Below are 12,581 nucleotides of genomic sequence, written 5' to 3'. Positions count from 1 at the left end.
TTATGCATGCCAGATGATATGATTCTTTACATACGTCTTGTGTATTTCGCTTTAGAACGTGAAAAAAATAATTACTTTGAACACCAAAACATAACAGCTTCCCAAGGAGATCTTTTGCTCTATTTAGGAGGATGTCAATATCACAATAAAGAAGTTAATCAAAAAGATATTGAAAATCATTTCCAACTAACAAATCCGACGGTGACGGGATTAATTAACCGTCTAGAAGAAAAAGGATTTGTTAAACGAGTGAAGAGTGAAGTCGATGGAAGGAACAAGTTCATTCATTTAACAGATGATGGTGTAGACGTTTTAAAGCAATTTATGGGACATAAGGATGAAATAGAAGCGAAGTTATTTAAAGGTTTGTCTCAAGGTGACATTGATCAAACCATCGATCACTTAAAAGTGTTTTTAGATAACTTAAATCAAAACAAGGAATAGATGGAAAGTGGAGGTTAGTCAGTATGATAAAGAAATTATTACCTTTCATAGGGGAATATAAGCTTGAAACGATTCTTGCACCTGTGATGATCACGATCGAAGTGGCGCTTGAGCTTATGATACCGTTTATGATGGCAAGAATTGTTGATTACGGTATTCTAGGTGACGGTGGCATGACCTATACAATTCAAATGGGGTCACTCATGGTTTTGATGGCTATTATTGCATTAATATTTGGTGCGTTAAGTGGTCGGTATGCAGCAATAGCTGGGATGGGGTTTGCGAAGAATATTCGTGAAGGATTGTTTAAAAAAATTCAGACCTATTCATTTGCAAATGTTGATAAATTCACAACAGCATCTCTAGTGACACGATTAACGACAGACGTTACGAATACACAAAATTCATTTATGATGGTGATTCGAATGGCTGTAAGAGCACCAGTTATGTTAATCGGTGCGACGATTATGGCAGTATCGATCAACCCGCAGTTGTCGACTGTTTTTATTTTTTCTATTCCAGTTTTGGGTACAGCCCTTTACTTAATTGGGAAATTTGCCCACCCTCGTTTTCTTGATATGTTAGAAAAATATGATTCTTTAAATGAGAAAGTTCAAGATTTTATTGTTAATATTCGAGTCGTTAAAGCATTCGTCCGTGAAGATCATGAAGAAGAGAAATTTGTAGATAATGCCAAACGTGTCAAAGACGCACAATTAAATGCAGAAAAATTGGTCGTATTGAATATGCCAATCATGCAGATGACCATTTATACAAGTGTTGTGGCGATCTTATGGTTTGGTGGGAATATGGTTATTGAAGGTACCTTTAATATTGGGGAGCTTTCTAGTTTCATTATGTACATTATGCAAGTACTTATTTCATTAATGATGCTTTCTATGGTGTTTATTATGCTCATTATATCAAGAGCTTCATTCTCAAGAATCGTTGAAGGACTTGAAGAGAAGCCTGTTTTGGATGACGGTGATGCCGATCCACAATTAAAGCCTGAAAATGGTGACATTGAATTTAAAGATGTTAGCTTTAGTTATTCAGATGATGCTGAACATGCTGTTTTGAATCATGTCAATTTATCTATTAAATCGGGGGAAACAGTTGGGATCATTGGAGGAACAGGTTCTTCTAAATCGACGTTAGTTCAATTGATCCCGCGTTTATATGACGTTCAAAGCGGAGAAGTGCATGTGGCAGGTCGAAATGTGACGCAGTACAAATTAAATACATTACGTGACCACGTTGCGATGGTTTTACAAAATAATGTGTTATTTACAGGTACGATTAAAGAGAACTTAAAGTGGGGAAATGAAGAAGCGACGGATGAAGAAGTCATAGAGGCAGCCAAAGCTGCTCAAGCACATGATTTTATTACGGCATTTCCAGATGGCTATGATACAGAACTTGGTCAAGGTGGTGTGAATGTCTCAGGTGGACAGAAACAACGATTGACGATTGCGCGCGCGCTTTTAAAACAACCGAAAATTGTTATATTAGACGATTCAACGAGCGCAGTTGATACGGCAACTGATGCCGCGATTCGTGAAGTATTCAGGGAACATTTAAATGATGTGACAACATTGATTATCGCACAACGCATCACGTCTGTCTCTGATGCAGATAAAATTATTGTCTTAGAAGATGGAAAGATTAATGGCTTTGATACACACGATAATTTATTGAAATCAAATACGATTTATCAAGAAATTTATGAGTCACAGAGCAAGGGAGGTGGCATAAATGAGTAGTCAACCAAGAAAACCGATCGGTGGTCCTATGGGTGGTCCAAAAGGAATGGGGAAACCCACGAACCTTTGGTCAACAACTAGACGTATTGCAAGCTATATGAAAGATGATAAATGGATTTTGCTTATTGTAATGATTGCGATTATCTTTAGCTCGTTAGCTAATGTGATTGGTATATCATTTTTACAAGTCATTATTGATACGTATCTTGCGCCACTAGCAGAAAGTTACGATCAAGAATTAATGACAGATTTCATTCAAGTCATCGGACTCGTTTCAATTATATATGTGACGGGTGCTGTATCGACTTATGTATTTAGCCGTTTAATGGTCGGTGTGTCAACTCGAACGCTTTATAAAATACGTGTTGACTTGTTTAAAAAGATGGAAAAACTACCGATTAAATATTACGATACGCATACGCATGGTGACTCTATGAGTCTGTATACAAATGATATTGATACATTAAGACAAGTGCTATCCAACAGTGTGACAGGATTTTTTATGTCACTCATAACAGTTGTCGGTGTGTTCACGATGATGATTATCTTTAGTTGGCAATTGACGATCATTGTTGTCATTATGCTAGCGATCATGCTTTTATCAGTGAAGAAAATTGGTGGTAAAAGTGCGAATTACTTCGTTAAGCAACAACAAGAATTAGGACGTGTAAATGGTTATATAGAAGAGATGATTGAAGGTCAAAAAGTCATTAAAGTCTTTTCTAGACAAGATAAAGTGATCGATGAATTTAAAGAGTTAAATGAACAACTACAAGATAATGCAACAAAAGCTAATATATTTGCCAATATATTAATGCCAATTATGGGGAACTTATCGTATGTGCTATATGCGATAACCGCGATGGTTGGAGGATTACTTGCGATTACGCAAGCATTAACAATTGGTACGGTGGTCGCGTTCCTTCAATTTACACGTACGTTCTCACAGCCGATCACACAAATCTCTCAGCAAATGAATGCTGTGTTAACATCACTCGCAGGTGCTGAGCGAATATTTAAAGTGATTGATGAGGAGCCTGAACGAGATCAGGGACATATTACGATGGTACCGATTGATCAAGATGCCTCAGGTCAGATTATAGAAACAGATGATCGTACAGGAAAATTTGCTTGGAAAGAGTTACGAGAAGATGGCTCTGTTCATTATACACCTGTTTTAGGTAAGGTTGTATTCGACCAGGTGACGTTTGGGTATGAAGAAAATAAAACCGTATTGAACGATATTTCATTATACGCAAAACCTGGTCAAAAGATAGCGTTTGTCGGTTCTACAGGTGCAGGTAAAACGACCATTACCAATCTAATTAATCGCTTTTATGATGTTCCGGGTGGCAATATAAGTATTGACGGTATTGAGATCAATAAAATACAGAAAAAAGATCTAAGACGCTCTTTATCAATGGTGTTACAAGATACGCACCTTTTCACGGGGACAGTCATGGAAAACATTCGCTATGGACGCTTGGATGCAACAGACGAAGAGGTAGTGGAAGCGGCAAAACTCGCAAATGCTGACTTCTTTATTCGTCAGCTTGAGCATGGCTATCAAACCGTATTAAAATCAGACGGTGGAAACTTATCACAAGGTCAACGTCAACTGTTAGCCATTGCACGAGCTGCTATTGCAAGAACGCCTATTTTAATTTTAGATGAGGCAACATCATCGATCGATACCAGAACAGAAACTCTGATTCAAAAAGGTATGGATCGATTGATGGAGGGAAAAACTTCATTTATCATTGCACACCGCTTATCAACCGTTCGATCAGCCAATGCCATTATGGTATTAGAGCACGGTGAAATTATTGAGCGTGGAGATCATGATCAATTAATTGAACAAGGCGGGAAGTATTATCAGCTTTCAGCAGGTATGTTTGAATTAACTTAACTCAGATAGCCTTTTTAGTTTAACCCTTCAAGTGTTTAATTGAACACTTGAAGGGTTTTTTAGGTTAGAACGAATGAACCATTAAAAACATGATGAGGTTATTTTGGACATAAACTTATAACAGATTTTTCTATTATTTTACTTGGAACATGTTAAAATGAAGAAAAGATTGATTGTGGAGGGAGATAGTATGGAACAATTGTTTGAACGACCGAAGAAATTCGGAGAAATTATTGATTTGACTTTTTATATTGTGAAAAAGCATTTTGGATCTTTACTCAAGCTATTATTTATTTTATTTAGTCCGATCCTTTTGATTCAAATCGTAACTCAGTTCATATCAGGGCGCCCGTTTTTTACTTCAGGTACCGAAAATAACGCAATAAACGAGCAACTATTAAATATGATTGAAAATAATGGTGAGTTCTTTTTACCTGGTGAGTTTTTCAGTAGTTTAGCCATTAATTTATTGGAGGTTTTTATTTATCCTCTTGCGATTGCATCTGTATTGATTATGGTTAAACAAATAATGGATAATGAAACGTATGATATTTCAATGATTATTAAAAATGCCTTCAAACGCTTTTGGCCATTGGTTGGAACATACTTATTATTAGGTGTTTTAGCATTCCTTTTTTTAATAGCACCCCTTATCATTTTTTCAATTAGCATTACAATTGCTCTTGTTTCAGAAACGGTGTATCCCATTATTTTAAGTATCATTCTTATGGTTGTGGCGCTTGTGTTAATTGGACTATTATTTGCTCGTTGGGGTTTGAGCCTTGCCGTTGTTACATTTCATAAGGTAGCACCAGGGTTAGGTGAAAGTTTTAGAATAACTCAAAAGAGATCCTGGCTTTTATTTTGGTTATTCTTAACCTTACTTATTTTAACAGGTATTATCCGTTTAGCTGCTGACTTTCTTATTGTTGTAATCGGATTTAGTATATTGTATTCAATTATAAGCTTCGGTTTTTTGATTCTTTCTTACGCTGTTTTCATGGTAGGTTATGCTGTGATTTATTTTGATGCTGTAGTGAGAAGTCGTTCTACAACAACTTAAGACATATGAAATAGACAATAGAGATTAAAAAATCCCATTCACGTTGATTAGCGTGAATGGGATTTTTCTATCATTAATTTATAAGTGACTGAAGCGGTGCTGGAATTCTTCCGCCTCGTTTAATCATTTTATCTGAGCTAAACGGTTTAACGCCTATGATTGGCGCGCGACCTAGTAAGCCACCGAATTCTACAATTTCGCCCTCTTCTTTACCGATAACTGGAATGACGCGCACGGCTGTTGTTTTTTTGTTAATCATACCGATTGCCGCTTCATCAGCTATAATCGCAGCAAGCGTTTCAGGTGATGCGTCACCTGAAACAGCGATCATATCTAAACCAACTGAGCAGACACAGGTCATCGCTTCTAGTTTATCGAGACTAAGCGATTGATCTTCAATTCCTCGAATCATACCATTATCTTCACTAACGGGAATAAAAGCACCACTAAGGCCCCCAACATAAGAACTCGCCATGGCACCACCTTTTTTAACAGCGTCATTCATCAGTGCAAGTGCTGCGATCGTTCCATGTGTACCAACACTTTCAAGTCCGATTTCTTCTAAAATTTCGGCAACACTATCATTCATTGCATTTGTCGGTGCAAGAGAGAGATCCATAATACCGAAGGGTACGTTTAATCGATCACTCACGACACGACCTAATAACTCACCAGCACGTGTGATTTTGAAAGCTGTTTTTTTAATCACATCTGCGACTTCACCTAAGTCAGCGTCAGGATAGCGTTTGAGTGCATTTAATACAACACCAGGTCCACTTACACCAACACTAACAACCGCTTCTCCTTCACCAGCACCATGGAAAGCACCAGCCATAAACGGGTTATCTTCAACAGGATTACAAAAAGCTACGAATTTCGCACAGCCAATACTGTTATCATGTTTCGTTAATTCAGCAGTGTCTTTAATGACTTCACCTAATTTACCAACAGCATCCATATTAATGCCTGTGCGTGTTGTACCGATTGATACCGATCCACAGACGCGATTCGTTGATGCTAATGCTTTAGGAAGCGCCTCTAATAATGTTTCATCACTCTTAGTCATGCCTTTATGTACAAGAGCTGAATAACCTCCGATAAAATCAACACCTACTGTTTCGGCTGCTTGGTCTAATACGTCAGCAAGCTCAATCGCTTGCTCAACAGAAGCATCACCCAATATTTCAGCAATAGGTGTAATCGCAATTCGTTTATTGACAATCGGAATACCGTATTCTTTTTCAACGCGTTCTGCAACAGGTTTTAGCTGTCCGGCATAGTTTACGATTTTGTTATAAACGCTTGTTTTAACGGTCTCAAAATCGTGGGATGCACAATTCTTTAAACTGATCCCCATTGTGACTGTTCGTATATCTAAACTTTCCATTTGCACCATACGAATGGTTTCTTGAATTTCTCCATGTGCAATTGTCATATCATTAGGCCTCCTTAAATACGGTGCATCGCTTGAAAGACATCTTCAAGTTGTATGCTAATCGTTAAGTTCATTTCAGTTTCAATTGTTTCAAATGTTTTTAGCAATGCATCAATTTGATCTTCTTCAGCTGTATCAACAATCATCATCATCGTGAAATAGTCTTGTAGGATCGTTTGGCTAATGTCATGAATATTCATTTTATAATCTGCTAACACATTGGTAACACGTGCGATAATTCCGACTTGATCCTTTCCTACTACGGTTACAACGGCTCTTTTTTTCATTTTCTTCACCTCAATAATTATTTAGTTATTTCTTTTCATACGTATTAAAAAAGATTGGAGGTTATTTTCCCCAATCTCAAGACAACATTATGTATCATTATACGTGTTGTCTTCTGTCCTTTTACCTGAGATTGTGAATCCTTCGGTGTCGTCTAGACGAACTCTCCAGAAGTAGCTCCTATTATAGTGTGACCCATAATCATCATCGCTCTTTATTTAACTAATAAAGAAATCGTACCAGTATTTTCAACGCCCGTCAATATAAACTTTTCCCAACAATGAAGGTTTAACGCGACCTGTAAAAGGAAATATTTATTAAAACGATTTTTAAGGAGTGTGTTGAAAAGGTGAGTGTATTTTCAAATGAAGCATTAGCAAATCATCATGTGTTGATCACAGGCGCGACAGGTGAAATTGGTTCTGAAACGGCTAAAGTTTTGGCATCAATGGGTGCTAAAGTGACCATTACTGGACGCAATGAATCAAAACTTAGGAGTTTGCAAAAAGAGCTTGAGACGGTTACATCAAATCATTCTATTTATACACACATAGCTGATATTACAAAACAGTTAGACCGTGAGCAGTTGATCGCTGATGCAGAGTCAACGCTTGGATCGATTACGGATTTAGTGAACAATGCTGGTATAACAGGTGGTGGTCAAGTAGATGAGCTTGATCCAAAAGAAGCAGAAATGATTATGGATGTAAATTATTTTAGTGCATTACGCCTTACCCAACCTATTTATCAAAAGATGATAGAACAAGGTGCTGGGAATATCGTAAACGTTGCTTCACTATCAGGGTTAAGAGGAACAGCTGGAAATACAGCTTATGCAGCTTCTAAATTTGCGATGATCGGGTGGACACAATCCATGGCATATGAAGCGATTAAACATCGTATTAGGGTGAATGCTGTCTGTCCAGGTTTTGTTGATACAAGTATGGCTGCACAAATTTTAGAAAAACAAGCTAAGCAACAAGGGAAGTCTTATGAAACATTAATAGAAGAAACGAAGAAAAAGATTCCTTCAGGGCGATTGACAACGACGTTGGAAGTAGCGAATACAATTGGTTATTTACTAACTGACGCTTGTGACAATATTGTAGGGGAATCTGTAAAAATATCAGGTGGTACGTTGATGCGATAAATTGGAAAGAGGGTACTTTTCATGGTGAAAAGTACCCTCTATTATGAGTCTTGCAAAAGTAAAACTTCTTTTATTAAGTTTGTTTGTTATACAATGATTTAATTTATCATCATTGTGCCGCGGTATGTCCACCTGGAATGTTTTTAACCTAAACGATGTAAGCCCTACCTCTCCTACATCCTTACGACTCCAAAGTCGATCCAGTGTGAATAAGTCTTTCTCATTAAACACTTAGTTGTTGTGCTTTTTTTCGATTAATTTCTAGTTCCGTTTCAAAATTTTTTGAAAAACATTTGGCGGATGCCATCATTTTACCTTTGCTCCAATTTGAAGCTCAATGAACATTATCTCTTATAACGACAAAAATGTCAAGTCATTAGAGAATGTATATGGGATTCAATAATAAAGACGAGCATGATATAGTAGAGAAGATTAGTTTAGGGGGGATGAGTTTTGATAAATAACATTAAATGGATTGCACTCGATCTCGATGGTACACTCGTTGATCACGGAGAGCGTTACGTCTCAGATCGTATGATTAAGGCCGTTAACGATGCAAGAGAACAGGGGATTGAAGTTGTCATTGCAACAGGTAGACATCGTTCAACGAGTTTAGCAATTGCTGAACAATTACAAGTTGATTATATGATCACATTGAACGGTGGGGAAATATGGACGCGAGATGGTGAACTGATTGAACGTGCTGCTATTGATGAAGAGACTGTGAAAGAAATTATAAAGATTCACCAACAAAATGAAACATATCATTGGCTTGTCTCAGATGAACGAATATACAGAGGTGAGTTACCAGACAACTATTTGGAGCATACTTGGATTAAATTTGGATTCCATGTAGAAGATGATCAACAACGCGAAAAAATGAGAGCGCAATTCGCTCAAATGCCAACGATTGAATTAAGTAATTCGAGTTTAAAAAATATGGAGTTAAATCGAAAAGGAACCCATAAAAAAGCTGCAATTGAGCGATTAATTAAATCAAAGGGAATCGAATTTGATGCTGTGATGGCTATTGGTGATAGTATGAATGATATAAAGATGATTGAGAGTGCTGGCATCGGAGTAGCAATGGGAAATGGCCAAGATGAAGTGAAAGAAAAAGCAAATTATATAACGAAATCCTTACATCAAGAGGGTGCCGCTTATGCAATTGAAAGTTTATGGGCACAAGATAAAGGATTGTTCAAATAATTGCATTTTTCTAAAAATTCATTTGCATCCTAGCGTATTCTGTTATAATTTAGTATAGAGTGACGTGTATAAAGAGCTTCGAAAGTTGCGAAATGTGTCAATTACACGTATGATAGAAATAGAATTACATACAAAAAGGAGCTAAAAAATATGGGAAAACAGCAGTTTGGTGTTATAGGTTTAGCGGTTATGGGGAAAAACCTTGCTTTAAATGTTGAGAGCAGAGGTTATTCAGTAGCTGTTTTTAACCGTACGTACAAAAAGACAGAAGACTTTTTGGCGAATGAAGCAAAGGGGAAAAATTTCTTAGGGGCCGAGACCATTGAAGAATTTGTTAACTCACTCGAAAAACCTCGTAAAATCATGTTAATGGTCAAAGCAGGACCTGCAACAGATAAAACGATTGAAACGTTAAAACCCCTTTTAGATGATGAAGATATCATTATTGATGGTGGTAATACATTCTATCAAGATACGATCCGTCGTAATAAAGAATTAGATGCTTCAGGTATTCACTTTATTGGAACGGGTGTTTCAGGTGGTGAAGAAGGAGCACTTAAAGGCCCATCTATTATGCCGGGTGGTCAAAAGACAGCTTATGAACGTGTAGCGCCTATCTTTGAAGCTATTTCAGCAAAAGTTGATGGCGAGCCTTGTGTGACTTATATGGGACCAAATGGTGCTGGTCACTATGTCAAAATGGTGCATAACGGTATTGAGTATGGCGATATGCAATTGATCAGTGAAGCATACTTCATGATGAAACGTATTCTTGGTTTATCGACAGATGAACTTCATAAAGTGTTCGCTGAATGGAATCAAGGTGAGCTTGATAGTTATTTGATTGAAATTACTGCAGATATCTTTACGAAAAAAGATGAAGAAACAGGTAAACCAATGGTTGATGTTATTTTAGATACAGCAGGCCAAAAAGGGACTGGAAAATGGACGAGCCAAAGTTCATTAGACTTAGGTGTGCCACTTCCTGTTATTACAGAATCTGTTTTTGCACGCTTTATTTCTGCAATGAAAGACGAGCGTGTTAAAGCAAGTGACGTATTAAGTGGTCCTGCGATTGAAGAAGAGCCTTATGATGGCGATAAAGATGAATTAATTGAAGCGATTCGTGAGGCGCTTTATATGAGTAAGATCACATCATATGCACAAGGATTCGCTCAAATGCGTGCTGCATCTGAAGAATATGATTGGAACCTTGATTATGGTGCGATCTCCATGATTTGGAGAGGCGGTTGTATCATCCGTGCTCAATTCTTGCAGAAGATTAAGCAAGCTTATGATGTAAATCCAGACTTAGCGAATTTAATGTTGGATGATTACTTCAAAGAGATTGTAGAAAAATATCAGTCATCACTACGTAAAGTTGTAACTATTGCGATGGAACGCGGTATTCCTGTTCCTGGGTTTGCTAGTGCCCTTGCTTATTACGATAGCTATCGTACAGAGCGCTTACCAGCGAACTTACTACAAGCACAACGTGACTACTTTGGTGCTCACACATATCAACGTGTTGATAAAGAAGGTACATTCCACACAGAGTGGATGGAATAAAAACGTTAAAAAGCTTGACTCCTGTATGTTTGGAGTCAAGCTTTTTGTTTCATTATTGTACAACCAAAAACACAAGCTTCCGTTTTGGAAAGCCTGTGTTTTTATCGTTTTTTGTTTTAATTGACAACATTCCACCATTGGAATCCATCTTTTTTTAGTAACTCATCAGAATCAGCTGGACCATACGTACCCGATTTGTAGTTAGGGAAGTCAGCTTTTTCTTTCTCCCAAGCTTCTGAAATAGTGTCAATGTATTTCCAAGATAATGACACTTCATCAGAGTGAACAAAACTAGTTGAATCGCCGTGTAAACAATCGTTTAATAATTTCTCATAAGCATCAGGACTTTCTGCTTTTTCATCATTTTTGTCATAATGCATAGAAATAGGTGTACTGATCGTTTCATAAGCAGTTTTCTTTGCATTCAAATGAAGGGTAATTCCTTCATCTGGTTGGACACGAATAACGAGCAAGTTAGGGTCAATCGTGTCTCCCTTTTCCTTATAAAGGTTAATCGGTAGGTCTTTAAATTGAACAACGATTTCGGTTGACTTTTTAGCCATGCGTTTTCCAGTTCGGATATAAAACGGCACGCCAGCCCAACGGAAGTTATCAATCATAAACTTACCAGCTACGAAAGTTTCAGTATTTGAATCTGATTCAACACCTTTGCTATCACGATAGCGATCAGCATATTCTCCATCAATTTCACCCGCATCATATTGACCACGAACAAAATAATCGTTTACATCTTCTGGTTGAAGATTGCGTAAACTTCTTAATACTTTTACCTTTTCATAACGTACTTCATCAGGGTTAAGTGTTGCAGGTGGTTCCATCGCAAGCAATGAGACCATTTGAAGCATGTGATTTTGTACCATGTCTCTAAGAGCCCCTGAACCGTCATAGTAACGGCCACGATCTTCAACACCTAATACTTCACTTGATGTGACTTGCACGTTAGCAATGTACTGGTTGTTCCATAAAGGCTCAAACAAAGCATTTGCAAAACGAACAATTTCAATATTTTGAACCATTTGTTTCCCTAGATAATGGTCGATACGATAAATCTGATCCTCAGAAAATGCTTGACCAATTTGTTCGTTTAATTCTTTAGCTGTTTCATAATTGTGACCGAATGGTTTTTCGATCACAAGACGTGACCAACCTTTGTTATCTGTCAGTCCTTGTGATTTTAAATTCGCTGCGATTGGACCGAAAAATTCAGGAGCCATCGCCATATAAAATAAGCGATTTTCTCCCGCATCGTGTGTTTGATCGAGTTCAGAAATGAATCGATCAAGTTTTTGATACTCTGATAAGTGTTGAGCATCAAATGGGTTATAATGAAAGTGTGACGCGAATTCATCATGGTCAATTGGATCGTCTTTAAATGATTCAATTGATTTTTTAACATTGTTTCTAAAATCTTCGTTTGTAAGTGGGCGTCTTGCCACTCCTACGACCGCAAAATGTTTGGATAATTTGTTATTGCGATATAATCGGTATAAGGATGGGTATAATTTGCGGTTTGCTAAGTCCCCAGTTGCTCCGAAAATAACAATGACTGCTCTCGGTGTTTGCTGTGTCATGGACATATACTACCTCTCTTTTTTAATATAAAATTTTTAAAAAAGTGTTCGTGATCGTCTTTATAAAGATACCACTATACCACTTTTTTATAAACTATTTTACATTTTACGCGAATAAAAGTTATAATGCGTTTTAGCTATACCTACTATATTATCACGTAT

10 protein-coding genes and 1 riboswitch are annotated in these 12,581 nt (G+C 37.2%); of the genes, 7 read left to right on the top strand and 3 right to left on the bottom strand.

Features of this window, described 5'->3' with window-relative positions; genetic code table 11:
- Positions 1 to 6 precede the first annotated feature (6 nt).
- The 4 genes from BLR62_RS06505 to BLR62_RS06490 all read left to right on the top strand — a co-directional run bounded on the left by BLR62_RS06505 (position 7) and on the right by BLR62_RS06490 (position 5,179).
- A complete protein-coding gene (locus BLR62_RS06505) occupies positions 7 to 444 on the top strand; it encodes a MarR family winged helix-turn-helix transcriptional regulator (protein WP_090794956.1) in 438 nt (145 codons plus the stop codon).
- 23 nt (positions 445 to 467) lie between these two features.
- On the top strand, positions 468 to 2,207 hold the full coding sequence (locus tag BLR62_RS06500) for an ABC transporter ATP-binding protein (RefSeq protein ID WP_090794953.1): 1,740 nt from the start codon (positions 468 to 470) through the stop codon (positions 2,205 to 2,207).
- Positions 2,200 to 4,116 carry an ABC transporter ATP-binding protein gene (locus BLR62_RS06495; RefSeq protein ID WP_090794950.1) on the top strand — a complete coding sequence of 639 codons (1,917 nt, stop codon included), beginning with the start codon at positions 2,200 to 2,202 and terminating at the stop codon, positions 4,114 to 4,116. The genes BLR62_RS06500 and BLR62_RS06495 overlap by 8 nt, the downstream gene beginning before the upstream one ends.
- 190 nt (positions 4,117 to 4,306) lie before the next feature.
- Positions 4,307 to 5,179: a hypothetical protein gene (locus tag BLR62_RS06490; protein ID WP_090794947.1), complete on the top strand. Its 873-nt coding sequence runs from the start codon at positions 4,307 to 4,309 to the stop codon at positions 5,177 to 5,179.
- A 73-nt stretch (positions 5,180 to 5,252) separates the two neighbouring features.
- Here BLR62_RS06490 and BLR62_RS06485 read toward each other — a convergent pair whose 3' ends face one another.
- Together BLR62_RS06485 and BLR62_RS06480 are read right to left on the bottom strand one after the other, a co-directional pair.
- Positions 5,253 to 6,614 (bottom strand): PFL family protein, encoded by a 1,362-nt coding sequence (locus tag BLR62_RS06485; protein ID WP_090794944.1) that lies wholly within the window; start codon positions 6,612 to 6,614, stop codon positions 5,253 to 5,255.
- Positions 6,615 to 6,628: 14 nt separating this feature from the next.
- The gene (locus tag BLR62_RS06480; protein WP_090794942.1) at positions 6,629 to 6,901 is read right to left on the bottom strand and encodes an ACT domain-containing protein; all 273 of its coding nucleotides are present in this window, start codon (positions 6,899 to 6,901) and stop codon (positions 6,629 to 6,631) included.
- Between the two features lie 103 nt (positions 6,902 to 7,004).
- Positions 7,005 to 7,080, bottom strand: a riboswitch (glycine riboswitch).
- Positions 7,081 to 7,248: 168 nt separating this feature from the next.
- Here BLR62_RS06480 and BLR62_RS06475 point away from each other — a divergent pair.
- The 3 genes from BLR62_RS06475 to gndA all read left to right on the top strand — a co-directional run bounded on the left by BLR62_RS06475 (position 7,249) and on the right by gndA (position 10,827).
- The gene (locus BLR62_RS06475; protein ID WP_090794939.1) at positions 7,249 to 8,049 is read left to right on the top strand and encodes an SDR family NAD(P)-dependent oxidoreductase; all 801 of its coding nucleotides are present in this window, start codon (positions 7,249 to 7,251) and stop codon (positions 8,047 to 8,049) included.
- Between the two features lie 453 nt (positions 8,050 to 8,502).
- Positions 8,503 to 9,258, top strand: coding sequence for a Cof-type HAD-IIB family hydrolase (locus BLR62_RS06470; protein WP_090794936.1), 756 nt, complete (start codon positions 8,503 to 8,505; stop codon positions 9,256 to 9,258).
- A 150-nt stretch (positions 9,259 to 9,408) separates the two neighbouring features.
- Complete coding sequence (gene gndA, locus BLR62_RS06465; RefSeq protein WP_090794935.1) at positions 9,409 to 10,827, top strand: NADP-dependent phosphogluconate dehydrogenase; 1,419 nt, start codon at positions 9,409 to 9,411, stop codon at positions 10,825 to 10,827.
- A gap of 116 nt (positions 10,828 to 10,943) precedes the next feature.
- On the opposite strand, the gene zwf is transcribed toward gndA, so the two are convergent.
- The gene (gene zwf / locus BLR62_RS06460; protein ID WP_090795291.1) at positions 10,944 to 12,419 is read right to left on the bottom strand and encodes a glucose-6-phosphate dehydrogenase; all 1,476 of its coding nucleotides are present in this window, start codon (positions 12,417 to 12,419) and stop codon (positions 10,944 to 10,946) included.
- Positions 12,420 to 12,581 lie beyond the last annotated feature (162 nt).

The organism is Pelagirhabdus alkalitolerans (assembly GCF_900096905.1).
Classification (GTDB): Bacteria; Bacillota; Bacilli; order Bacillales; family Amphibacillaceae; genus Pelagirhabdus; species Pelagirhabdus alkalitolerans.
Note: the sequence above shows the minus strand (reverse complement) of the source record. Positions and strands in the feature narration are given on the sequence as shown.